The sequence below is a fragment of the Micromonospora sp. WMMD730 genome (genome assembly GCF_049178955.1).
In the GTDB taxonomy this organism is placed as follows: Bacteria; Actinomycetota; Actinomycetes; order Mycobacteriales; family Micromonosporaceae; genus Micromonospora; species Micromonospora wenchangensis.
The window spans coordinates 521,976-543,055 of the sequence record NZ_JBMHML010000002.1; the positions used below are offsets into that span (position 1 = coordinate 521,976).

General features: G+C 69.3%; 31 protein-coding genes. All 31 read left to right on the forward strand.

What is annotated here, in order from left to right; translation table 11 throughout:
• Window positions 1-66 precede the first annotated feature (66 nt).
• The 31 genes from ACN265_RS02435 (at window position 67) to ACN265_RS02585 (ending at window position 21,004) form a co-directional block, all read left to right on the forward strand.
• Complete coding sequence (locus tag ACN265_RS02435; RefSeq protein ID WP_204924853.1) at window positions 67-435, forward strand: hypothetical protein; 369 nt, start codon at window positions 67-69, stop codon at window positions 433-435.
• A gap of 635 nt (window positions 436-1,070) precedes the next feature.
• Complete coding sequence (locus ACN265_RS02440) at window positions 1,071-1,442, forward strand: DUF4190 domain-containing protein (RefSeq protein ID WP_204925021.1); 372 nt, start codon at window positions 1,071-1,073, stop codon at window positions 1,440-1,442.
• A gap of 475 nt (window positions 1,443-1,917) precedes the next feature.
• Entirely contained in the window at window positions 1,918-2,292 is a 375-nt protein-coding gene (rpsL, locus tag ACN265_RS02445; protein ID WP_007465318.1) for a 30S ribosomal protein S12, read from the forward strand.
• Window position 2,293: 1 nt separating this feature from the next.
• Window positions 2,294-2,764, forward strand: coding sequence for a 30S ribosomal protein S7 (gene rpsG, locus ACN265_RS02450; protein ID WP_088647009.1), 471 nt, complete (start codon window positions 2,294-2,296; stop codon window positions 2,762-2,764).
• A gap of 75 nt (window positions 2,765-2,839) precedes the next feature.
• The gene (gene fusA, locus ACN265_RS02455; RefSeq protein WP_204924854.1) at window positions 2,840-4,936 is read left to right on the forward strand and encodes an elongation factor G; all 2,097 of its coding nucleotides are present in this window, start codon (window positions 2,840-2,842) and stop codon (window positions 4,934-4,936) included.
• Between the two features lie 220 nt (window positions 4,937-5,156).
• Complete coding sequence (gene tuf / locus ACN265_RS02460; protein WP_204924855.1) at window positions 5,157-6,350, forward strand: elongation factor Tu; 1,194 nt, start codon at window positions 5,157-5,159, stop codon at window positions 6,348-6,350.
• Between the two features lie 354 nt (window positions 6,351-6,704).
• The gene (rpsJ, locus tag ACN265_RS02465) at window positions 6,705-7,013 is read left to right on the forward strand and encodes a 30S ribosomal protein S10 (protein ID WP_007073037.1); all 309 of its coding nucleotides are present in this window, start codon (window positions 6,705-6,707) and stop codon (window positions 7,011-7,013) included.
• A gap of 11 nt (window positions 7,014-7,024) precedes the next feature.
• Window positions 7,025-7,690, forward strand: coding sequence for a 50S ribosomal protein L3 (rplC, locus tag ACN265_RS02470; protein ID WP_204924856.1), 666 nt, complete (start codon window positions 7,025-7,027; stop codon window positions 7,688-7,690).
• A complete protein-coding gene (rplD, locus tag ACN265_RS02475) occupies window positions 7,687-8,364 on the forward strand; it encodes a 50S ribosomal protein L4 (protein WP_204924857.1) in 678 nt (225 codons plus the stop codon). Before rplC ends, rplD begins: the two co-directional genes overlap by 4 nt.
• Window positions 8,361-8,663, forward strand: a complete 303-nt coding sequence (rplW, locus tag ACN265_RS02480; protein WP_067301418.1) for a 50S ribosomal protein L23 — start codon at window positions 8,361-8,363, stop codon at window positions 8,661-8,663. The genes rplD and rplW overlap by 4 nt, the downstream gene beginning before the upstream one ends.
• 12 nt (window positions 8,664-8,675) lie before the next feature.
• Window positions 8,676-9,515: a 50S ribosomal protein L2 gene (gene rplB / locus ACN265_RS02485; protein WP_204924858.1), complete on the forward strand. Its 840-nt coding sequence runs from the start codon at window positions 8,676-8,678 to the stop codon at window positions 9,513-9,515.
• A 12-nt stretch (window positions 9,516-9,527) separates the two neighbouring features.
• Window positions 9,528-9,809, forward strand: coding sequence for a 30S ribosomal protein S19 (gene rpsS, locus ACN265_RS02490; RefSeq protein WP_088647003.1), 282 nt, complete (start codon window positions 9,528-9,530; stop codon window positions 9,807-9,809).
• 40 nt (window positions 9,810-9,849) lie between these two features.
• Entirely contained in the window at window positions 9,850-10,308 is a 459-nt protein-coding gene (gene rplV / locus ACN265_RS02495) for a 50S ribosomal protein L22 (RefSeq protein WP_088647002.1), read from the forward strand.
• Window positions 10,308-11,180, forward strand: coding sequence for a 30S ribosomal protein S3 (rpsC, locus tag ACN265_RS02500; protein ID WP_088647001.1), 873 nt, complete (start codon window positions 10,308-10,310; stop codon window positions 11,178-11,180). The genes rplV and rpsC overlap by 1 nt, the downstream gene beginning before the upstream one ends.
• 3 nt (window positions 11,181-11,183) lie before the next feature.
• Window positions 11,184-11,609, forward strand: a complete 426-nt coding sequence (rplP, locus tag ACN265_RS02505) for a 50S ribosomal protein L16 (protein WP_088647000.1) — start codon at window positions 11,184-11,186, stop codon at window positions 11,607-11,609.
• The gene (gene rpmC / locus ACN265_RS02510) at window positions 11,609-11,845 is read left to right on the forward strand and encodes a 50S ribosomal protein L29 (RefSeq protein WP_013288628.1); all 237 of its coding nucleotides are present in this window, start codon (window positions 11,609-11,611) and stop codon (window positions 11,843-11,845) included. Before rplP ends, rpmC begins: the two co-directional genes overlap by 1 nt.
• Window positions 11,842-12,123 (forward strand): 30S ribosomal protein S17, encoded by a 282-nt coding sequence (gene rpsQ, locus ACN265_RS02515; RefSeq protein WP_088646999.1) that lies wholly within the window; start codon window positions 11,842-11,844, stop codon window positions 12,121-12,123. The genes rpmC and rpsQ overlap by 4 nt, the downstream gene beginning before the upstream one ends.
• Before the next feature lie 100 nt (window positions 12,124-12,223).
• Window positions 12,224-12,592, forward strand: coding sequence for a 50S ribosomal protein L14 (gene rplN, locus ACN265_RS02520; protein ID WP_007465279.1), 369 nt, complete (start codon window positions 12,224-12,226; stop codon window positions 12,590-12,592).
• A complete protein-coding gene (gene rplX, locus ACN265_RS02525) occupies window positions 12,589-12,909 on the forward strand; it encodes a 50S ribosomal protein L24 (protein WP_194821781.1) in 321 nt (106 codons plus the stop codon). The genes rplN and rplX overlap by 4 nt, the downstream gene beginning before the upstream one ends.
• Window positions 12,909-13,478: a 50S ribosomal protein L5 gene (gene rplE / locus ACN265_RS02530; RefSeq protein WP_067301437.1), complete on the forward strand. Its 570-nt coding sequence runs from the start codon at window positions 12,909-12,911 to the stop codon at window positions 13,476-13,478. The genes rplX and rplE overlap by 1 nt, the downstream gene beginning before the upstream one ends.
• 1 nt (window position 13,479) lies before the next feature.
• On the forward strand, window positions 13,480-13,665 hold the full coding sequence (locus tag ACN265_RS02535; RefSeq protein WP_007073023.1) for a type Z 30S ribosomal protein S14: 186 nt from the start codon (window positions 13,480-13,482) through the stop codon (window positions 13,663-13,665).
• A 96-nt stretch (window positions 13,666-13,761) separates the two neighbouring features.
• Complete coding sequence (gene rpsH / locus ACN265_RS02540; RefSeq protein WP_067301438.1) at window positions 13,762-14,169, forward strand: 30S ribosomal protein S8; 408 nt, start codon at window positions 13,762-13,764, stop codon at window positions 14,167-14,169.
• 16 nt (window positions 14,170-14,185) lie between these two features.
• Complete coding sequence (gene rplF / locus ACN265_RS02545) at window positions 14,186-14,728, forward strand: 50S ribosomal protein L6 (RefSeq protein ID WP_204924859.1); 543 nt, start codon at window positions 14,186-14,188, stop codon at window positions 14,726-14,728.
• On the forward strand, window positions 14,725-15,114 hold the full coding sequence (gene rplR, locus ACN265_RS02550; protein ID WP_030489594.1) for a 50S ribosomal protein L18: 390 nt from the start codon (window positions 14,725-14,727) through the stop codon (window positions 15,112-15,114). Before rplF ends, rplR begins: the two co-directional genes overlap by 4 nt.
• Window positions 15,115-15,147: 33 nt before the next feature.
• Window positions 15,148-15,762, forward strand: coding sequence for a 30S ribosomal protein S5 (rpsE, locus tag ACN265_RS02555; RefSeq protein ID WP_088646996.1), 615 nt, complete (start codon window positions 15,148-15,150; stop codon window positions 15,760-15,762).
• Entirely contained in the window at window positions 15,762-15,944 is a 183-nt protein-coding gene (rpmD, locus tag ACN265_RS02560; protein ID WP_088646995.1) for a 50S ribosomal protein L30, read from the forward strand. The genes rpsE and rpmD overlap by 1 nt, the downstream gene beginning before the upstream one ends.
• The gene (rplO, locus tag ACN265_RS02565; protein ID WP_088646994.1) at window positions 15,944-16,387 is read left to right on the forward strand and encodes a 50S ribosomal protein L15; all 444 of its coding nucleotides are present in this window, start codon (window positions 15,944-15,946) and stop codon (window positions 16,385-16,387) included. The genes rpmD and rplO overlap by 1 nt, the downstream gene beginning before the upstream one ends.
• A 234-nt stretch (window positions 16,388-16,621) precedes the next feature.
• Window positions 16,622-17,950, forward strand: a complete 1,329-nt coding sequence (gene secY / locus ACN265_RS02570) for a preprotein translocase subunit SecY (RefSeq protein ID WP_088646993.1) — start codon at window positions 16,622-16,624, stop codon at window positions 17,948-17,950.
• The gene (locus ACN265_RS02575; RefSeq protein ID WP_088646992.1) at window positions 17,951-18,604 is read left to right on the forward strand and encodes an adenylate kinase; all 654 of its coding nucleotides are present in this window, start codon (window positions 17,951-17,953) and stop codon (window positions 18,602-18,604) included.
• A 95-nt stretch (window positions 18,605-18,699) separates the two neighbouring features.
• The gene (gene map, locus ACN265_RS02580; RefSeq protein ID WP_421405913.1) at window positions 18,700-19,551 is read left to right on the forward strand and encodes a type I methionyl aminopeptidase; all 852 of its coding nucleotides are present in this window, start codon (window positions 18,700-18,702) and stop codon (window positions 19,549-19,551) included.
• An 853-nt stretch (window positions 19,552-20,404) separates the two neighbouring features.
• Complete coding sequence (locus ACN265_RS02585) at window positions 20,405-21,004, forward strand: DUF1707 SHOCT-like domain-containing protein (protein ID WP_421405914.1); 600 nt, start codon at window positions 20,405-20,407, stop codon at window positions 21,002-21,004.
• Window positions 21,005-21,080 lie beyond the last annotated feature (76 nt).

A 21,080-nucleotide genomic window follows, 5' to 3' on the forward strand; every position in this document is an offset into this window, starting at 1 on the left:
CTCGTTTCGGGCCGGTGTCGGTCGGCACGTGTCCGGTACGGCCGGCGGCCGGGCATGATGGTGGGCATGACGACCGCAGCGGGGCAGGTGCCGTTGGCGTACCAGCCACCACGTCATCCGCTCGACCCCGACCCGGTACGCGCCACCAAGGCACGGGCCGTTTTCGCGCTCGGGTTGATCGGGGCGTTGACGGGGCTCTTCGTCGGCGGGGTGGTGCCCGCCACGATCGCCCTCCAATTGGCCCGGCAGGCCCGCCGGGAGGCGTACGCCTCGGGTGGGTTCCTCACCGGCGCGGCCTGGCTGCGGCGGGGGGAGCGGCTGGCGCGGGTGGGCCTGGTGTTGGTCGCGGTCGCGGTGGTGACGTTGGTGGTGATCGGCGTGGTCCGGCTGGCCGGTTCCCCGTACGGGCAGGACTTCGCCCCGAACGTCGACTGACCCGTCGGGGTGATGATCCGGCAGGGGGCACCCGCTGTGCGCGGCGGCGGTAGCCTGGCCGGTGTCCGTCGCGTGACGGTGGACCCACATCGCGACAGGAGGACCCCGTGACGGAACCGGCGCCGCCGTCGGGAGGCGACCCGGGCCGACCGCCCGCCGGCTCCCCGGAGCCGGCCGCGCCCGGCACCGACGCCGGAGCGAACCGCCCACCCGACCCGTGGGCCGCGGGCCCGTGGGGCGCGCCGTCCGAGCCCGGCCCGGTGCACGGTGCCGGCATCCCGCCGGAGGCCACCCCCCTCGGGTACGCCCCTCCGCCGACGTCCGGGGCCGGCGGCACACCGTCGGGTGGCGGGCCGGCCGGCGCTGTTCCGTTCGGTGGTGGTCCGTCGGGTGGTGGGCCGTTCGGCGGTGGGTCACCGTCGGGTGGCGGGCCGTTCGCCGGGGTCGGGGGACCGCCCGCCGGGCCGTCGCCGTATCCCGGCCCGGGTGCGGCGTACCCCGGGACAGGCGCGCCCGGGGCGTACCCGGGACAGCCGGCGGCCGGGACGGGCTGGCCGGCGCCGTCGGGGCACGGGCACGGACCGCTGCCCCCACCGCCACCGGACGCCCCGCGCGCCCCCAAGCGGGTCGACGCCGTGCCGGGCACCCCCTTCGGGGTGGTGCACCTGGACGTGCCGGCGGTCACCTCCGGGCCGGCGGTGGGCTCGTTGATCGCCGGCATCGGGTCGATTCTGGTGTCGTTCCTGGTGATCTGCTTCGGCGTCGGGGGAGCGCAGCTCGGCGGGGCCTGGGCGGCCGGTGCGTTCACGGTGCCGGGGGTGCTGGCCGGTGCGGCGGCGATCGTCGCCGGGCTGCTGGCCCGCCGGCAGATCCGCCGGGCCGCGCCACCGCCGGCGGTGCGGTTCACCGGCCGGGGGCTGGCGACGGCCGGGATCAGCTGCGGTGGCGTGGGGTTGGTGCTCAGCCTGCTGGGCCTGGGGCTGGCGTTGCTGGTGCAGTTGGCGTGACCCCCGTCGCCCGGGGGTGACGGGCTGCGGCGCACGGCAGCCGGTACACTGGACAGCCTAGGGGCCCGTCACGGGCGAGCAGGCAGGGCGCAGGGCACGACCGACGGGGATCTGAGACCCGGCGGACCAGCCCGTTTTGACCTGCGAGGCTGTGGTAGGTACTCTTTCCCCTTGCGCCCGGGCATGCCCGGGCGACTCGTGCGTGCGCGGGATCCGGATTGATCCGGAGATCGAGCGGCCGTACGACACAGTCGACAGGACCCGGCGGGCGGACGACCACGCGCCGGTGACAGAAGCCGGTGCCACCCGCGCGAGCGACGGCACCGGGACCGCGAACCGGGCGACACACCCGACCGCGGGTACCGGGACCGCCGCGAGGTGGATCCGGTCGGAATGTAGGAGAGTCGGCCATCAGGTCGGCTAACGAGCAGACGGCGCGGTCGCGTGACGCGGCCGAAGGGAGCGGAGAAACCCGGTGCCCACCATTCAGCAGCTGGTCCGAAAGGGCCGCCAGGCCAAGACGACCAAGACCAAGACCCCGGCGCTGAAGGGATCCCCTCAGCGGCGCGGTGTGTGCACCCGCGTGTACACCACCACCCCCAAGAAGCCGAACTCGGCGCTCCGCAAGGTCGCGCGTGTCAAGCTCAGCAGCCAGATCGAGGTGACCGCCTACATCCCGGGCGTGGGTCACAACCTCCAGGAGCACTCGATCGTGCTCGTTCGCGGCGGCCGGGTGAAGGACCTCCCCGGCGTGCGTTACAAGATCGTCCGCGGTTCGCTGGACACCCAGGGTGTCCGCAACCGCAAGCAGGCGCGCAGCCGGTACGGCGCGAAGAAGGAGAAGAGCTGACATGCCGCGTAAGGGACCCGCTCCGCGGAAGCCGCTGGTCGCTGACCCGGTGTACAACTCGCCGCTGGTCACCCAGCTGGTCAACAAGATCCTGATGCGCGGTAAGCGTCAGCTCGCCGAGCGCATCGTGTACGCCGCCCTGGAGGGCTGCCGCGAGAAGAGCGGCACCGACCCGGTCGTCACCCTCAAGCGCGCGATGGACAACGTCAAGCCGACCCTGGAGGTGCGCAGCCGCCGGGTCGGTGGCGCCACCTACCAGGTGCCGGTCGAGGTCCGTCCGGCCCGGGCGACCACCCTCGGTCTGCGCTGGCTGGTCACGTACTCCAAGGCCCGCCGCGAGAAGACCATGGTCGAGCGGCTGATGAACGAGCTGCTCGACGCGAGCAACGGTCTGGGCGCCGCCGTCAAGCGACGCGAGGACACCCACAAGATGGCGGAGTCCAACAAGGCCTTCGCGCACTACCGCTGGTAACAGCCTGGTTCCGGCGCCGGACCGGCGCCGGAACCGCCACCGGTCGAGTCGAGACGACGATAAGTAGGGATTGAAGTGGCCGCCGCAGACGCGCTCGCCAACGTACGCAACATCGGCATCATGGCGCACATCGATGCCGGTAAGACCACGACCACCGAGCGGATCCTGTTCTACACCGGTATCACCTACAAGATCGGTGAGGTCCACGAGGGCGCTGCCGTCATGGACTGGATGGAGCAGGAGCAGGAGCGTGGTATCACCATCACCTCCGCTGCCACCAAGTGTGAGTGGAAGGGCCACACGATCCAGATCATCGACACGCCCGGTCACGTCGACTTCACGGTCGAGGTCGAGCGGTCGTTGCGGGTGCTGGATGGTGCGGTCGCGGTCTACGACGGCGTGGCCGGCGTGGAGCCGCAGACGGAGAACGTCTGGCGGCAGGCCGACAAGTACCACGTCCCGCGGATGTGCTTCGTCAACAAGCTCGACCGCACGGGCGCGGACTTCTTCCGCTGCGTTCAGATGATGATCGACCGGCTCAACGCCACCCCGCTGGTGCTCCAGATCCCGATCGGGCTCGAGGGCGACCACATCGGTGTCGTCGACCTGATCGGCATGCGCGCCCTCACCTGGCGCGGGGAGACCCAGAAGGGTGAGGACTACGCCATCGAGGAGATCCCGGCCGACCTGGCCGACTCCGCGGCGGAGTGGCGCGAGAAGCTGATGGAGACCCTGGCCGACGTCGACGACGCGGTGATGGAGAAGTACCTGGAGGGCGAGGAGATCTCCGTCGAGGAGATCAAGGCCGCCATCCGGCGGGCCACCATCGCCAGCAAGGCCAACCCGGTGCTGTGCGGCTCGGCGTTCAAGAACAAGGGCGTGCAGCCCATGCTCGACGCCGTGGTCGACTTCCTGCCGTCGCCGCTGGACGTGCCGGCCATCGAGGGCACCGCGACCGACGGTGAGACGCCGTTGCAGCGCAAGCCGTCGAAGGCGGAGCCCTTCTCCGGCCTGGCCTTCAAGATCCAGACCGACAAGCACCTCGGCAAGCTCACCTACGTCCGGGTCTACTCGGGCGTGGTCGAGACCGGTAACCAGGTGGTGAACTCCACCAAGGACCGCAAGGAGCGGATCGGCAAGATCTACCAGATGCACGCCAACAAGCGGGAAGAGCGCGGCTCGGCCCAGGCTGGCGACATCATCGCGGTGCAGGGTCTCAAGCAGACCACCACCGGTGACACCCTCTGCGACCCGGCGAACCCGGTCATCCTGGAGTCGATGACCTTCCCCGAGCCGGTCATCGAGGTCGCGATCGAGCCGAAGACCAAGGCCGACCAGGAGAAGCTCAGCACCGCCATCCAGCGGCTGGCCGAGGAGGACCCGACCTTCCGCGTCAAGCTGGACGAGGAGACCGGTCAGACGGTCATCGCCGGCATGGGCGAGCTGCACCTGGACATCCTGGTCGACCGGATGCGCCGCGAGTTCAACGTCGAGGCGAACATCGGCAAGCCGCAGGTGGCGTACCGTGAGACGATCCGCCGCAAGGTGGACAAGATCGAGTACACCCACAAGAAGCAGACCGGTGGCTCCGGCCAGTACGCCCGCGTCATCGTGAGCATCGAGCCGCTGCCGCTGGACAACGAGTCGCCGACCTACGAGTTCGCCAACGCCGTCACCGGTGGCCGCATCCCCCGGGAGTTCATCCCGTCGGTGGACGCCGGTGCGCAGGACGCCATGCAGTACGGCATCCTGGCGGGCTTCCCGCTGGTCGGTGTCAAGCTGACCCTGCTGGACGGCCAGTACCACGAGGTCGACTCGTCCGAAATGGCATTCAAGATCGCCGGTTCGATGGTGATGAAGGAGGCGGCCCGCAAGGCCGACCCCGCGCTCCTCGAACCGATGATGGCCGTTGAGGTCACCACTCCCGAGGAGAACATGGGTGACGTCATCGGCGACCTCAACTCCCGCCGCGGCATCATCCAGGCGATGGAGGAGCGCAGCGGCGCCCGCATCGTGAGGGCCCTGGTGCCGTTGTCGGAGATGTTCGGCTACGTCGGCGACCTGCGGTCGAAGACCCAGGGCCGGGCAAGCTACAGCATGCAGTTCGACTCCTACGCCGAGGTGCCGCAGAGCGTGGCGAAGGAGATCATCGCCAAGGCGACGGGTGAGTGACGCTCACCTGCTGCTGATCCGGTGAGCCGGGGCCGGTCGCGGACGGGAGTCCCGCCCGCGACCACCTCGGTCGGGTTGTGTGAATCCGGGCCTGTAGGCTTCATCGCCGCAGAACCCACCAAGCTCTCCGGCCGTTGGCCGGAAAGGCTGTCGACAGAGTCCTAAGCGCCGTCCGGCGCGCCGGGGCGAGAAGAACCAAGAAGTCCACAGGAGGACACCAGTGGCGAAGGCGAAGTTCGAGCGGACTAAGCCGCACGTCAACATCGGCACCATTGGTCACATCGACCACGGTAAGACGACGCTGACGGCGGCCATCACGAAGGTCCTGCACGACCAGTACCCGGACCTCAACCCGTACACGCCGTTCGACGAGATCGACAAGGCGCCGGAGGAGAAGGCCCGCGGTATCACGATCTCGATCGCGCACGTCGAGTACCAGACCGAGGCGCGGCACTACGCGCACGTCGACTGCCCCGGGCACGCCGACTACATCAAGAACATGATCACCGGTGCCGCCCAGATGGACGGCGCGATCCTGGTGGTCGCGGCGACCGACGGTCCGATGCCGCAGACCCGCGAGCACGTGCTGCTGGCCCGTCAGGTCGGTGTGCCGTACATCGTCGTGGCGCTCAACAAGAGCGACATGGTCGACGACGAGGAGCTCCTGGAGCTCGTCGAGCTCGAGGTCCGCGAGCTGCTGTCGGCGCAGGAGTACCCGGGTGACGACCTGCCGGTCGTCCGGGTCTCGGCGCTCAAGGCCCTCGAGGGTGACCCCGAGTGGACCGGCCGCCTGCTGGAGCTGATGAACGCGGTCGACACCGCGATCCCGCAGCCCGAGCGGGAGACCGAGAAGCCGTTCCTCATGCCGATCGAGGACGTCTTCACGATCACCGGTCGTGGCACCGTCGTCACCGGTCGCGCCGAGCGCGGCATCCTCAAGCCGAACGAGGAGGTGGAGATCGTCGGCATCCGCGAGAAGTCGCAGAAGACGGTCTGCACCGGCATCGAGATGTTCCGCAAGCTGCTCGACGAGGCCCGCGCGGGCGAGAACGTCGGTCTGCTGCTGCGTGGCATCAAGCGCGAGGACGTCGAGCGCGGCATGGTGGTCGTCAAGCCGGGCACCAGCACCCCGCACACGGAGTTCGAGGCGACGGTCTACATCCTCTCCAAGGAGGAGGGCGGCCGGCACACCCCGTTCTTCCAGAACTACCGCCCGCAGTTCTACTTCCGCACCACCGACGTCACCGGTGTCGTCACCCTCCCCGAGGGCACCGAGATGGTCATGCCGGGCGACAACACCACGATGGCCGTCAAGCTCATCCAGCCCATCGCGATGGAGGACAACCTCAAGTTCGCGATCCGCGAGGGTGGTCGTACGGTCGGCGCGGGTCGCGTCACCAAGATCATCAAGTGACCCAGGTAACCCCGATTAGCGTCGCCGCCGGTCGTGCGGCATACTAGTCAGGTTGCGTAACGACGGTTAGTCGCCCGTGTCCGGCGAAAGCTGGACCTCCGGGAAGACCAACAGTCGCGCGTAGGGTGGTTGATCGCCCCTGGCGGTCAACCACCCTCGCACGGCGTCCAGATCGCTGTGATGCGATCGGCGCCTTGACCCACCGCGTGGTCAGAGGATCGCTCCGGAGTCCCGGGGCGGAGCCTGGTCCGAGGGCGCGACACGCCCGACCGCGGGGGTCGGCGAAGTGGGCCTGTGCCAGCCGGTACAGGTGCCCGCAACACAGCGGCATCGAGAGAAGGAACAGAAGCCACCATGGCGGGACAGAAGATCCGCATCCGGCTCAAGGCCTATGACCACGAGGTCGTCGACTCCTCGGCGCGGAAGATCGTCGAGACGGTGACGCGCACCGGGGCGCAGGTCGCGGGCCCGGTGCCGCTGCCCACGGAGATCAACCGTTTCTGCGTCATCCGCTCGCCGCACAAGTACAAGGACTCGCGCGAGCACTTCGAGATGCGTACGCACAAGCGGCTGATCGACATCATCGACCCGACCCCGAAGACGGTCGACTCGCTCATGCGCCTCGACCTGCCGGCTGGCGTCGACATCGAGATCAAGCTGTAGGGACCGGACAAATGGACAGGCAAGTCAAGGGGATCCTGGGCGCAAAGCTCGGCATGACCCAGGTCTGGGACAACAACAAGGTTGTCCCCGTGACCGTGGTTCAGGCCGGCCCCTGCGTCGTCAGCCAGGTTCGTAGCGCCGAGAAGGACGGTTACTCCGCGGTCCAGCTCGCCTACGGCACGATCGACCCGCGCAAGGCCAAGAAGCCGCTCGCCGGGCACTACGCCAAGGCGGACGTGGCGCCGCGCCGGCACATCGTCGAGCTGCGCACCGTCGACGCCGCGGACTACTCGCTCGGCCAGGAGGTCACGGTCGAGGAGTTCCCGGTCGGCGTGGTCATCGACGTCACCGGCAAGACCAAGGGCAAGGGCTACGCCGGCCCGATGAAGCGGCACGGCTTCCACGGTCTGCGCGCCAGCCACGGTGTCGAGCGCAAGCACCGCTCGCCGGGCTCCATCGGCGCCTGCGCGACCCCGGGTCGCGTCTTCAAGGGCACCCGGATGGCGGGTCGGATGGGTGGCGTGCGCTACACCGTCCAGAACCTGACCGTCCAGGCGGTCGACACCGAGAACAACCTCCTGCTCGTCCGTGGTGCCATTCCCGGCCCCAAGGGCGCGCTGGTCCTGGTCCGCACCGCGGCCAAGACGAAGGCGAAGAAGGGCGGTGTGGCCAAGTGACCACCGTTGACGTCCGCAACGTCGAAGGCGCCACGAGCGGCTCCGTCGAGCTGCCGGCCGACATCTTCGACGTCCAGGCCAACATCGCGCTGATGCACCAGGTCGTGGTGGCTCAGCTCGCGGCGGCCCGGCAGGGCACCCACAAGGCCAAGACCCGTGGCGAGGTCGCCGGCGGCGGCAAGAAGCCGTACAAGCAGAAGGGCACCGGTCGCGCCCGGCAGGGCTCGATCCGCGCGCCGCAGTTCGCCGGCGGTGGCGTGGTCCACGGCCCGGTGCCGCGTGACTACAGCCAGCGGACCCCGAAGAAGATGAAGGCCGCCGCCCTGCGTGGCGCCCTCTCCGACCGGGCCCGCGCCGGCCAGGTGCACGTCGTCGAGGCCTTCGTCTCGGGCGAGAAGCCGTCGACCAAGGCGGCCCTGGCCACCCTGGCCAAGCTGACCGAGGCCCGGCGGGTGCTGGTCGTGCTGAGCAGCACCGACGAACTGAACTGGGTGTCGCTGCGCAACGAGCCGCGGGTGCACCTGATCGAGTCCGGCCAGCTCAACACGTACGACGTGCTGGTGGCCGACGACGTGGTCTTCACCAAGGACGCCCTGGACGAGTTCCTGGGCGTGCCCGCGGAGGCCGGCCCCGCGGCCGAGTCCGCCGAGACCACCGAGGAGGGTGGCAAGTGAGCACGATCGCCGACCCGCGGGACGTCATCGTCGCGCCGGTCGTCTCGGAGAAGAGCTACAGCGAGCTGAACCGGAACTGGTACACCTTCCTGGTGCACCCGGACGCGAACAAGACCGAGATCAAGATCGCTATCCAGCAGATCTTCAACGTCCGCGTCCTGACGGTCAACACGCTCAACCGCCAGGGCAAGCGCAAGCGCACCAAGACCGGCTTCGGTCAGCGCAAGGCGACCAAGCGGGCGATCGTGAAGCTGGCTGACGGTGACCGTATCGAGGCCTTCGGCGGCCCGGTCAGCTGAGGGGTGTAGACAATGGCTATCCGTAAGTACAAGCCGACGACGCCGGGCCGACGTGGCTCCAGCGTTGCCGACTTCGCCGAGATCACCCGGTCCACGCCGGAGAAGTCCCTGCTGGCACCGCTGCCGAAGAAGGGCGGACGCAACGCCCACGGCCGGATCACCGCCCGGCACCACGGCGGCGGCCACAAGCGGCAGTACCGCCTGATCGACTTCAAGCGGGTCGACAAGGACGGCGTGCCGGCGAAGGTCGCGCACATCGAGTACGACCCGAACCGCACCGCGCGCATCGCGCTGCTGCACTACGCCGACGGCGAGAAGCGCTACATCCTCGCGCCGAAGGACCTGAAGCAGGGCGACCGGGTCGAGTCCGGGCCGGGCGCCGACATCAAGCCGGGCAACAACCTGCCGCTGCGCAACATCCCGGTCGGTACCACCGTCCACAACGTGGAGCTGCGTCCGGGCGGCGGCGCCAAGCTGGCCCGTTCGGCCGGCGTCGGCATCCAGCTGCTCGGCCGGGAGGGCGTGTACGCGACCCTGCGTATGCCGTCCGGTGAGATCCGGCGGGTCGACGTGCGCTGCCGCGCCAGCGTCGGCGAGATCGGCAACGCCGACCAGTCGAACATCAACTGGGGCAAGGCCGGCCGGATGCGGTGGAAGGGCAAGCGCCCGACCGTCCGTGGTGTCGCGATGAACCCGGTCGACCACCCGCACGGTGGTGGTGAGGGTAAGACCTCCGGTGGTCGCCACCCGGTGAACCCGCAGGGTAAGCCCGAGGGCCGCACCCGTCGTAAGGGCCAGCCGAGCGACCGGCTGATCGTCCGCCGCCGCTACGCCACGCGTAAGCGCGGCTGAGGGAGATAGAGCATGCCTCGCAGCCTGAAGAAGGGCCCGTTCATCGACGACCACCTGCTCAAGAAGGTGGAGACGCAGAACGACAAGGGCTCGAAGAACGTCATCAAGACCTGGTCGCGCCGCTCGACGATCATCCCCGAGATGCTCGGGCACACGATCGCCGTGCACGACGGACGCAAGCACGTCCCGGTGTTCGTGACCGAGGCCATGGTCGGGCACAAGCTCGGCGAGTTCGCGCTGACCCGCACGTTCAAGGGTCACGAGAAGGACGACCGGAAGAGCCGCCGGCGCTGACGCCGCGGGCATACGGATAGAGGAACAAGGGGTTACAGCGATGCCAGGAAAGGGCGACGCTCCGGTGCTTCCGGGCGCGCGGGCGGTTGCGCGACACGTGCGCATCTCGCCGATGAAGGCGCGCCGGGTGGTCAACCTCGTCCGCGGCCTGCCCGCGAAGGAGGCGCTCACGGTGCTGCAGTTCGCGCCGCAGGCGGCGAGCGAGCAGGTGTACAAGGTGCTCGCGAGCGCGATCGCCAACGCGGAGAACAACGAGCGGCTGGACCCTGACGCGCTGCTCGTCAGCGAGGCGTTCGTCGACGAGGGCCCGACCATGAAGCGGTTCCGGCCGCGGGCGCAGGGCCGGGCCTACCGGATCCGCAAGCGCACCTGCCACATCACCGTGGCGGTCGAGGCGGTCGCGCCGGCCGCGCCGAAGAAGTCCGCGGCGAAGAAGGCGGCACCGGCGCAGCAGGCCGAGCCCGCAGCGACCGAGAGCAAGACGGAGGGTGCCGAGTAATGGGTCAGAAGGTTCACCCCACTGGATTCCGGCTCGGCATCTCGACCGACTGGAAGTCCCGCTGGTTCGCGGACAAGCTCTACAAGGACTACATCGGCGAGGACGTCAAGATCCGCCGGATGATGTCCAAGGGCCTCGAGCGTGCCGGCATCTCCAAGGTCGACATCGAGCGCACCCGGGACCGCGTCCGGGTCGACATCCACACCGCCCGGCCGGGCATCGTCATCGGCCGTAAGGGTGCGGAGGCCGACCGGATCCGCGGCGAGCTGGAGAAGCTCACCGGCAAGCAGGTGCAGCTGAACATCATCGAGGTCAAGAACCCCGAGTCGGACGCGCAGCTGGTCGCCCAGGGCGTCGCCGAGCAGCTCTCCAGCCGGGTCAGCTTCCGTCGGGCCATGCGCAAGTCGATGCAGTCGGCGATGAAGAACCCCGTCTGCAAGGGCATCCGGGTTCAGGTCTCGGGCCGCCTCGGTGGCGCCGAGATGAGCCGGACGGAGTTCTACCGCGAGGGTCGGGTTCCGCTGCACACGCTGCGGGCCAACATCGAGTACGGCTTCTTCGAGGCGCGTACCACCTTCGGCCGGATCGGCGTGAAGGTCTGGATCTACAAGGGCGACGCCGTGCCGGGCCGGGAGGCTCCGGCCGAGGCCGGCCCGTCCCGCCCGCGTCGTGGTGAGCGTGGCGACCGGCCCGAGCGGCCGCGTCGTGGCCGGTCGGGTTCGTCGGGTACGACCGCCGGTGGTACCGAGGCCGGCCGGGCTGCCGCGACCACCATCGCGCAGCAGGCCGAGACGCCGAGTGGCGAGCCGGTCGACAGCTCCGCTGTCGCCGCGGCCGCCACCCAGCCGGCAGAAACGCAGCAGGAGGGCTGACAGATGCTGATGCCGCGCAAGCCCCCGAAGGGCTTCCGCAAGCCGCACCACCCGGACCGCCACGGCGCGTCCAAGGGCGGTAACCGGGTGGTGTTCGGCGAGTTCGGAATCCAGGCTCTCGAGCCGGCGTACGTGACCAACCGGCAGATCGAGTCGGCACGTATCGCCATGACCCGGCACATCAAGCGTGGCGGCAAGGTGTGGATCACGGTCTTCCCGGACCAGGCCCTCACCAAGAAGCCGGCCGAAACCCGGATGGGTTCCGGCAAGGGCTCGCCCGAGTGGTGGGTCGCGAACGTCAAGCCGGGGCGGGTTCTCTTCGAGATGTCCTTCCCCAACGAGCAGATCGCGCGAGAGGCGATGCGTCGCGCGATCCACAAGCTCCCGATGAAGTGCCGCATTGTTACGCGCGAAGTGGGTGAATCCTGATGGCAGCGGGCGTCAAGCCCTCCGAGCTGCGTGAACTCTCCGAGGAGGAGCTGGTCACGAAGCTGCGCGAGGCCAAGGCGGAGCTGTTCAACCTCCGCGTGCAGGCCGCGACCGGTCAGCTGGACAACAACCGGCGGCTGCAGGTCATCCGTCGGGAGATCGCCCGGATCTACACGATCATGCGTGAGCGCGAGCTGGGTCTCTCGGCCGCGCCGACTGAGGTGACTGCATCATGAGTGAGACCGAGAACACCGCCACCACCGTGCGGGCCCGCCGTAAGGTCCGTGAGGGCCTGGTGGTCAGCGACAAGATGGACAAGACCGTCGTGGTCGAGGTCGAGGACCGGGTCAAGCACGCGCTGTACGGCAAGATCATGCGCCGTACCAGCAAGCTGAAGGTCCACGACGAGCAGAACGCTGCCGGCATCGGTGACCGGGTCCTGATCATGGAGACCCGGCCGCTGTCCGCCACCAAGCGTTGGCGGATCGTGGAGATCCTCGAGAAGGCCAAGTAGCGAAGGCTCGAGCTCGGCCGGTTTCGGTCGGGCGCAGGTTCCGCCAGGCTCCGGCCGTCCGCGAGGGCGGCCGGAGAACCGGCAGACATAGGAGATAGACGTGATTCAGCAGGAGTCGCGACTGCGCGTCGCCGACAACACGGGTGCCCGGGAGATCCTGTGCATCCGGGTTCTCGGTGGCTCCGGTCGGCGCTACGCGAGCATCGGCGACGTCATCGTGGCCACCGTCAAGGACGCGATCCCGGGTGCCGGTGTCAAGAAGGGCGACGTCGTCAAGGCCGTCGTCGTCCGCACCGCCAAGGAGAGGCGGCGGCCGGACGGCTCGTACATCCGTTTCGACGAGAACGCCGCCGTCATCATCAAGGACGGCGGGGACCCGCGCGGGACCCGCATCTTCGGCCCGGTGGGCCGCGAGCTGCGGGACAAGCGGTTCATGAAGATCATTTCCCTCGCGCCGGAGGTGTTGTGACCGTGAAGGTCAAGAAGGGCGACACGGTCATCGTCATCGCCGGCAAGGACAAGGGTGCCAAGGGCAAGGTCATCGCGGCCTACCCGCGGCAGGACAAGGTCCTCGTCGAAGGCGTGAACCGGGTCAAGAAGCACACCCGAGTCAGCACCACCCAGCGCGGCGCCAAGACCGGTGGCATCGTCACCCAGGAGGCCCCGATCCACGTCTCGAACGTGCAGGTCCTGGACTCCGACGGGAACCCGACCCGGGTCGGCTACCGGTTCGACGACAACGGCCAGAAGGTCCGCATCGCGCGTAGCACCGGTAAGGACCTGTGATGACCACGGCTACCGAAACCAAGACCCTGCCGCGCCTCAAGGAGCGGTACCGCAACGAGATCGTGGCCAAGCTGCAGGAGCAGCACAGCTACGGCAACCCCATGCAGGTGCCGCGGCTGGTCAAGATCGTCGTCAACATGGGCGTGGGCGAGGCTGCCCGCGACGCCAAGCTGATCGACGGCGCCGTCCGCGACCTGGCCACGATCACCGGCCAGAAGCCGCAGGTGCGTCGGGCCACCAAGTCGATCGCGCAGTTCAAGCTGCGTGAGGGCATGCCGATCGGCGCGAAGGTGACCCTGCGCGGCGACCGGATGTGGGAGTTCCTGGACCGGCTGCTGTCGATCGCGCTGCCGCGTATCCGTGACTTCCGCGGTCTGGACGGACGCAAGCTCGACGGGCACGGCAACTACACGTTCGGTCTGACCGAGCAGTCGGTGTTCCACGAGATCGACCAGGACAGGATCGATCGCCAGCGGGGCATGGACATCACGGTGGTCACGACCGCCACGACCGACGACGAGGGCCGGGCGCTGCTCAAGCTCCTGGGCTTCCCGTTCAAGGAGAACTGAGATGGCCAAGAAGGCGCTGATCCTCAAGGCCGCCGCGAAGCCGAAGTTCTCGGTTCGCGCGTACACCCGCTGCCAGCGGTGCGGGCGTCCGAAGGCGGTCTACCGCAAGTTCGGCCTCTGCCGGGTGTGCATCCGGGAGATGGCCCACCGCGGTGAGCTGCCCGGCGTGTCCAAGGCTTCCTGGTAATAGCCCGGCGCGCTCCGCGCGTCAGCTGAACTGTCTCTTCGCCGTAGGCCCCGGGCCGTGCCCGGGGAACCCCGGCGAGAAAGGTTGACGAATTTCATGACGATGACCGACCCGATCGCAGACATGCTCACGCGTCTGCGGAACGCCAACCAGGCGTACCACGACCGGGTGACGATGCCCTACTCGAAGATCAAGGCGAACATCGCCGAGGTCCTCAAGGCCGAGGGTTACATCGCCACCTGGTTGGTCGAGGAGCCCGAGGAGGGCGCCGTCGGCAAGCGACTGGTCGTCGAGCTGAAGTACGGCCAGAACCGGGAGCGGAGCCTGGCCGGCATCAAGCGCGTGTCCAAGCCCGGTCTCCGGGTGTACGCCAAGTCGGACGGGCTCCCGCGGGTGCTCGGCGGGCTGGGCGTGGCGATCATTTCGACGTCCCAGGGGCTGCTCACCGACCGGCAGGCCCGCAAGCGGAGCGTTGGCGGGGAAGTCCTCGCCTTCGTCTGGTAACGGGAGACAGGTAGAAATGTCGCGTATTGGACGTAAGTCGATCCCGGTGCCTTCCGGCGTCGACATCACGATCGAGGGCCAGACCGTCAAGGTCAAGGGCCCCAAGGGCGAGCTGTCCCACACGCTCGCCGAGCCGATCTCCGCGGAGCGGGGCGAGGACGGCCAGCTGCACGTCAACCGGCCGAACGACGAGCGTAAGGCCAAGGAGCTGCACGGCCTGAGCCGTACCCTGGTCGCCAACATGATCGTCGGGGTCACCGAGGGCTACCGCAAGAGCCTGGAGATCGCCGGCACCGGTTACCGGGTCACCGCCAAGGGCAAGGACCTGGAGTTCGCGCTCGGGTTCTCGCACCCGGTCCTGGTCCCCGCGCCGGACGGCATCACCTTCACGGTGGAGCGGCCGACGCTGTTCCACGTGGCCGGCATCGACAAGCAGCAGGTCGGTGAGGTCGCCGCCAACATCCGGAAGATCCGCCCGCCGGAGCCCTACAAGGGCAAGGGTGTCAAGTACCAGGGCGAGGTCATCCGCCGCAAGGCCGGAAAGGCAGGTAAGAAGTGAGCGCCACGCTGCTCAAGCGCCGCCGCGGCGTCGCCGCCAAGCGCGCCGTCGGCCGTGCGCGTCGACACTTCCGGGTCCGCAAGAACGTCAGCGGCACCGCCGAGCGTCCCCGCCTGGTGGTCACCCGCTCGCTGCGGCACATGGTCGCCCAGATCGTCGACGACACCAAGGGTCACACCCTGGCGTCGGCCTCGACCCTGGACGCGTCGCTGCGCGGTGCGGAGGGCGACAAGAGCGCCCTGGCCGGCAAGGTCGGCAGCCTGCTCGCCGAGCGGGCCAAGGCCGCCGGTGTGTCCAAGGTCGTCTTCGACCGTGGTGGCAACCGGTACGCGGGGCGGGTCGCCGCGCTTGCCGACGCCGCCCGCGAAGCCGGGCTCGAGTTCTAGAAACCCCGTCACGAGAGATAAGGAAGGCTGCTGATGCCAGGTCAACAGCGCCGTGGCGGCGGGTCCGGTGGCAACGAGGGTGGTCGCCGCGACAACCGCCGTGAGGGCGGCCGCGGAAACGCGCCCGTCGAGAAGACCCCGCACCTCGAGCGGGTCGTCGCGATCAACCGCGTCGCCAAGGTCGTGAAGGGTGGTCGTCGCTTCAGCTTCACCGCCCTGGTGATCGTGGGCGACGGCGACGGCACGGTCGGCGTGGGCTACGGAAAGGCCAAGGAGGTGCCCGCGGCGATCGCCAAGGGCGTCGAGGAGGCCAAGAAGCACTTCTTCAAGGTGCCGCGGATCGGCCAGTCGATCCCGCACCCGATCCAGGGTGAGGCCGCGGCCGGTGTGGTGCTGCTCAAGCCGGCGTCCGCCGGTACGGGCGTCATCGCCGGTGGCCCGGTGCGTGCCGTGCTGGAGTGCGCGGGCATCCACGACGTGCTCTCCAAGAGCCTCGGCTCGTCCAACCCCATCAACATCGTGCACGCCACGGTGGCGGCGCTGAAGGGGCTCGAGTCCCCGGAGGCCGTCGCGGCCCGTCGTGGCCTGCCGGTCGAGGACGTGGCACCGGCCGCCATGCTGGCGTCGCGGGCGGGGGTGGCGTCCTGATGGCACGCCTGAAGGTCACCCAGATCCGGTCCGAGATCGGGAGGAAGCAGAACCAGCGGCACTCGCTGCGTTCGCTCGGCCTGAAGCGGATCAATGACGTGGTGGTCAAGGAGGACCGTCCCGAGATTCGGGGCATGATCTTCACGGTCAGCCACCTCGTGAAGGTCGAGGAGGTCGAGTAATGACGATCAAGGTTCACCATCTGCGTCCGGCCCCGGGCGCCAAGACCGCGAAGACCCGGGTGGGTCGCGGTGAGGGCTCCAAGGGCAAGACCGCCGGTCGCGGCACCAAGGGCTCCAAGGCCCGCAAGAACATCTCGGCGGCGTTCGAGGGTGGGCAGATGCCCATCCACATGCGCCTGCCGAAGATGAAGGGCTTCAAGAACAAGTTCAAGGTCGTCTTCCAGGTGGTCAACCTGGACCGGCTGGCCGAACTGTTCCCCAACGGCGGCCAGGTCGGCCCGCTGGAGCTGGTCGAGGCCGGCGCGGTCCGCAAGGGCCACCCGGTCAAGATCCTCGGCACCGGCGACCTCGGCGGCGTGACCCTCCAGGTGTCGGCGCAGGCGTTCAGCGCGTCGGCCAAGGAGAAGATCACCGCTGCCGGCGGCTCGGTCACCGAGCTGTAGGTCAGGCAGACCATGGCGCCCGCTCAGTTCTTCGTGACTGGGCGGGCGCCCTGGTCTACCCGGAGCGTGTGCGCCGGGTAACATCGGATTCGGTTTATGTAGCCGGGCACACCTGCCCGGAGCGGGATCGGGCTGTTAGAGTCCCTTCCCAGCCATGGATATCGGGCACTTGCCCGGCACCCACCCCACCCGCCAGGGACCACCACCGGGCGGCCCGCGCGCAGGAGGAAGAAGTTGCTGTCCGCCTTTCTCAGTGCGTTCCGTACGCCTGACCTGCGCAAGAAGCTGCTGTTCACAGTAGGCATCATCGCGGTCTACCGGCTCGGCGCCACTCTGCCCAGCCCCGGCGTCTCGTACGGCAACGTGCAGAAGTGTCTCGACAGTCTGCAGGGCCAGAACACGGGCGTGCTCAACCTGCTCGACCTGTTCTCCGGCGGCGCGCTGTTGCAGCTCTCGGTCTTCGCGCTGGGCATCATGCCCTACATCACCGCGTCGATCATCCTGCAGCTGCTGACGGTGGTCATCCCCCGGCTGGAGCAGCTCCGCAAGGAGGGCCAGGCCGGCCAGGCGAAGATCACCCAGTACACCCGCTACCTGACCCTCGGCCTGGGCATCCTCCAGTCGTCGGCGTTCGTGGCGCTGGCCCGTTCCGGCCAGCTGTTCCAGAACCGCTGCGACCAGTTCCCGATCGTGCCCGAGGGCACCGGCATCCCGGACTGGCTGACCCTCAGCATCCTGGTCATGACGATGACCGCCGGCACCGGCATGGTGATGTGGCTCGGCGAGCTGATCACCGACCGGGGCGTCGGCAACGGCATGTCCGTCCTCATCTTCACCTCGATCGCGGCCCGGCTCCCCAGCGAGGGCTGGAAGATCAAGACCAACGAGGGCTGGGGCAAGTTCGCCCTGGTGCTCGCCCTGGTCCTGGTGGTCATCACCGCGGTCTGCTTCATCGAGCAGGCGCAGCGCCGCATCCCGGTGCAGTACGCCAAGCGAATGATCGGCCGGCGGATGTACGGCGGCACCTCCACCTACATCCCGCTGAAGGTGAACCAGGCCGGTGTCATCCCGGTCATCTTCGCCTCGTCGCTGCTCTACCTGCCGCAGCTCGCGCTCCAGTTCTTCGACCAGAACGACCCGGGCAAGACCCAGGCCTGGATCCAGAACAACATCGTGCAGGCCGACGCGCCGCTGCACATCGTGATCTACTTCCTGTTGATCATCTTCTTCACGTACTTCTACGTGTCGATCACGTTCAACCCGACCGAGGTCGCGGACAACATGAAGAAGTACGGCGGCTTCGTGCCGGGCATCCGCCCCGGCAAGCCGACCGCCGACTACCTCGACTTCATCCTCAGCCGGATCACCCTGCCGGGCGCGCTCTACCTGGGTATCGTGGCGGTCCTGCCGAACTTCTTCTTCATCTGGCTGAACAGCCAGCAGTTCCAGAACTTCCCGTTCGGCGGCACCGCTGTGCTCATCATGGTCGGCGTCGGTCTGGAGACCGTGAAGCAGATCGAGAGCCAACTCATGCAGCGGAACTACGAAGGGTTCCTGCGGTAGATGCGACTCGTTCTGGTTGGCCCGCCGGGCGCGGGCAAGGGCACACAGGCGGAGTTCATCGCCGCACACCTCTCGGTGCCGAAGATCTCGACCGGTGACATCTTCCGGGCCAACGTCTCCCAGGGGACGCCCCTGGGAGTCGAGGCGAAGCGGTACATGGACGCGGGCAAGCTGGTCCCGGACGAGGTGACCATCAACATGGTCCGGGACCGGCTCGCCGAGCCGGACGCCTCCGAGGGCTTCCTGCTCGACGGGTTCCCGCGTACCACCCCGCAGGCCGCCGCGCTGGACAAGCTCCTCGCCGACCTGGGCACCGCCCTGGATCTGGTGCTGGAGCTGGTCGTCGACGACGACGAGGTGATCCGGCGGCTCTCCGGCCGGCGCACCTGCCGGGGCTGCGGCAAGATCTGGCACGTCGAGTTCGACGCCCCCAGCCGGGAGGGTGTCTGCGACCGGTGCGGCGCCGAGCTGTTCCAGCGCGACGACGACAAGCCGGAGACCATCGCGGCCCGCCTGCGGGAGTACGCCGACAAGACCGCTCCGCTGGTCGACTACTACGGCGCGCAGAACAAGCTGGTCGGGATCGACGCCACCGGCCCGGTGGAGGACGTCACCGTCCGCGCGATCGACGCGCTGCGCTCGTACGGCGGCTGACCTCCCGCCGGGGCCCGGCGGATAGAGTGCGAACAGCGGGGTACGCGACGTGCCCCGCTGTTTCGCTGTGCAAGGCAACGAAAGGTGACCGCTCCATGCGCCGTGCCCAGCTGGACATCCAGCTGAAGACCCCTGACCAGATCCAGAAGATGCGGGCCGCCGGCCTGGTGGTCGCCGAGGCCCTGCGCCGGATGAGCGCGGCGGTCGCCCCCGGGGTGAGTACGGCAGACCTCGACGCCATCGCCGAGGCGACCATCCGCGAGGCGGGCGCGATCCCGTCGTTCAAGGGCTACCACGGCTTCCCCGCCTCGATCTGCTCGTCGGTCAACGAGCAGGTGGTGCACGCGATCCCCGCCGCCGACCAGGTGCTCAGGGAGGGCGACCTGATCTCGATCGACTGCGGCGCGGTGCTGGACGGCTGGCACGGCGACGCGGCGGTCACCGTCGGGGTGGGCGAGGTCGACCCGGCGCTGTTGAAGATGGCCGCGGTCGCCGAGGACGCCATGTGGGCCGGGATCGCCGCCGCCGCGCGGGGTGCCGCGAACGGCCGTGGCCGGCTCACCGACATCTCGCACGCCGTCGAGACAGCCGTGCGCCAGGGTGGCCGGTACGGCATCGTCGACGGCTACGGCGGCCACGGCATCGGCACCGAGATGCACCAGGATCCACACGTGCTCAACCACGGCCGGCCCGGCAAGGGGCCACGCCTGGTGCCGGGCATGGCGCTGGCGATCGAGCCGATGATCACGATGGGTTCCCCGCGTACCGTCGAGTTGTCCGACGGGTGGACGGTGGTCACCCGGGACCGGTCGATGGCGGTGCACGTCGAGCACTCGATGGCGCTGCTGGAGGACGGGGTCTGGGTGCTGACCGCGTTCGACGGCGGGCGGGCGCGGCTCGGCGACCTGGTGACCGCCCGGCAGCCGGCCGACTCCCCGGCCACCTGACCCGTCACGGTTCCCGACCTACGGCCTCCGCCCCACGGCCACACCCGCACGAGGCCCCCCGAGCTACGGCTCCGGCCCCCTGCCCGGCCGATGTCCGCCTCGCCGGTGTCTCTCGTCGCCGCCGGCCCGGTCGAGGCACGTCCCGAGCTGGTTGGTTCCCCGGGAGGGGTGGTTCCCCGGGCGGGCGGCGTCCGGTTGGGGCATGGCCGGGTGGTGCGGTGTCGCGGTTGCGGTGTGCGGGCGTGCTGTTCTCGGTGGTTCACGCCGCCGTGTCCGGTTCTCCGGCGGGCCGGTGCCGGTAGAGCACCCCGGGTCCTTTCGAGCTGATGTCGTTGACGACTCAACCGCCGGCCGGGGAGCGGACGTGATCCCCGTCGTGGGCGGAGGGGAGCGTCGGTGGATCGCAGGCGGTGAAGCTCACCCGGGGCACGAGAGGCACCTGAATCGCTGATGTCATCAGGTCGAAAGGATCCGAGGACGGATGCGGTGGGGAGGGGCTGTCACCGGTGAGCGGAGACACGGGTGGCCCTTCGCGGAGAGCGCGGAAGCGGCCCGACGACCCCTCGGGGTCGGTTCCGAGAGGAACCGCCCGGTAGCCGCGGACCGGGCTGGTCGGGGCGGTGTCGGTGCCGTTGCGCCGGCCGGGCCAGCGCCGTGCGGGCCAGTGCCGGCCGGGTCAGCGCCGTGCGGACCAGCGCCGTGCGGGAGTGCCGGCCGGGCCAGCGCTGGCCAGGTCAGCGCCGGCCAGCGGTGACGGTGACGGTGGCGGTGCCCCGGGCCGGCAGTTGCTCTGTGGCCCGGTGGGCGGTTGCGGGTTCGGCGGCGGTGGACCCGTGGTGTCATGCTTGCCGGCATGGAGGGGCGGGCCGGCGCACAGGGGCGGGAACGGATGCGGGCGGCGGACGCCGACCGGGAGGCGACGGCGGAACGACTCCGGGTCGCCCTGGAAGAGGGCCGGCTGGACCTGCACGAGTACGACGAGCGCCTGCAACAGACGTACGGGGCGAAGACGTACGCCGAACTCGACACCGTCCTGGCTGATCTGCCGGCACCGGCGTCCGCGCAGCGCTCCGCGCTGGCCCCGCTCGACCCGCAGGCCCCGCCGGTGTCCGGTTCCGGGGCGTCGGTGCCCGACCGGGAGGTGACGCCGGAGCCGCCGGTGACCGGGGGCACCGTGGTGGGCGAGCCGGTGCCCGTGGGTGCCGGCTCCGGCCGGTGGCCGGTCGAGGTGTGGGTGCCCTGGCTGCGGGTGGCGGCCCTGCTCACCGTGATCTGGGCGATCTCCTCGGTCGGCAGCCGGGAACTGCTGTTCTACTGGCCGGTATGGGCGCTCGGCCCGTGGGGGGTTCTGCTGCTCCTGCGTACCACGGGCGGGTTTGCCGGCGGCGCTCCCGCCCGGCGGGACCGCCGGCGGGCGGTGCGCGACACGCGGCGGCGCAAGCGCCGCAAGTAGCGCCGGAACGACCGCCGACAGCCGGGCGTTGCGGGGGAGGACGCCCGGTTTCGTCCGGATGGGCGACACCACCGGT

Coding starts and splice junctions, on each gene's coding strand:
- ACN265_RS02435 (WP_204924853.1), top strand. CDS start 67: ATGACGACCGCAGCGGGGCAGGTGCCGTTGGCGTACCAGCCACCACGT.
- rpsG (WP_088647009.1), top strand. CDS start 2,294: ATGCCGCGTAAGGGACCCGCTCCGCGGAAGCCGCTGGTCGCTGACCCG.
- rpsJ (WP_007073037.1), top strand. CDS start 6,705: ATGGCGGGACAGAAGATCCGCATCCGGCTCAAGGCCTATGACCACGAG.
- rplC (WP_204924856.1), top strand. CDS start 7,025: ATGGACAGGCAAGTCAAGGGGATCCTGGGCGCAAAGCTCGGCATGACC.
- rplB (WP_204924858.1), top strand. CDS start 8,676: ATGGCTATCCGTAAGTACAAGCCGACGACGCCGGGCCGACGTGGCTCC.
- rpsS (WP_088647003.1), top strand. CDS start 9,528: ATGCCTCGCAGCCTGAAGAAGGGCCCGTTCATCGACGACCACCTGCTC.
- rplV (WP_088647002.1), top strand. CDS start 9,850: ATGCCAGGAAAGGGCGACGCTCCGGTGCTTCCGGGCGCGCGGGCGGTT.
- rpsC (WP_088647001.1), top strand. CDS start 10,308: ATGGGTCAGAAGGTTCACCCCACTGGATTCCGGCTCGGCATCTCGACC.
- rplP (WP_088647000.1), top strand. CDS start 11,184: ATGCTGATGCCGCGCAAGCCCCCGAAGGGCTTCCGCAAGCCGCACCAC.
- rpmC (WP_013288628.1), top strand. CDS start 11,609: ATGGCAGCGGGCGTCAAGCCCTCCGAGCTGCGTGAACTCTCCGAGGAG.
- rpsQ (WP_088646999.1), top strand. CDS start 11,842: ATGAGTGAGACCGAGAACACCGCCACCACCGTGCGGGCCCGCCGTAAG.
- rplE (WP_067301437.1), top strand. CDS start 12,909: ATGACCACGGCTACCGAAACCAAGACCCTGCCGCGCCTCAAGGAGCGG.
- ACN265_RS02535 (WP_007073023.1), top strand. CDS start 13,480: ATGGCCAAGAAGGCGCTGATCCTCAAGGCCGCCGCGAAGCCGAAGTTC.
- rpsH (WP_067301438.1), top strand. CDS start 13,762: ATGACGATGACCGACCCGATCGCAGACATGCTCACGCGTCTGCGGAAC.
- rplF (WP_204924859.1), top strand. CDS start 14,186: ATGTCGCGTATTGGACGTAAGTCGATCCCGGTGCCTTCCGGCGTCGAC.
- rpsE (WP_088646996.1), top strand. CDS start 15,148: ATGCCAGGTCAACAGCGCCGTGGCGGCGGGTCCGGTGGCAACGAGGGT.
- rpmD (WP_088646995.1), top strand. CDS start 15,762: ATGGCACGCCTGAAGGTCACCCAGATCCGGTCCGAGATCGGGAGGAAG.
- rplO (WP_088646994.1), top strand. CDS start 15,944: ATGACGATCAAGGTTCACCATCTGCGTCCGGCCCCGGGCGCCAAGACC.
- ACN265_RS02575 (WP_088646992.1), top strand. CDS start 17,951: ATGCGACTCGTTCTGGTTGGCCCGCCGGGCGCGGGCAAGGGCACACAG.
- map (WP_421405913.1), top strand. CDS start 18,700: ATGCGCCGTGCCCAGCTGGACATCCAGCTGAAGACCCCTGACCAGATC.
- ACN265_RS02585 (WP_421405914.1), top strand. CDS start 20,405: ATGGAGGGGCGGGCCGGCGCACAGGGGCGGGAACGGATGCGGGCGGCG.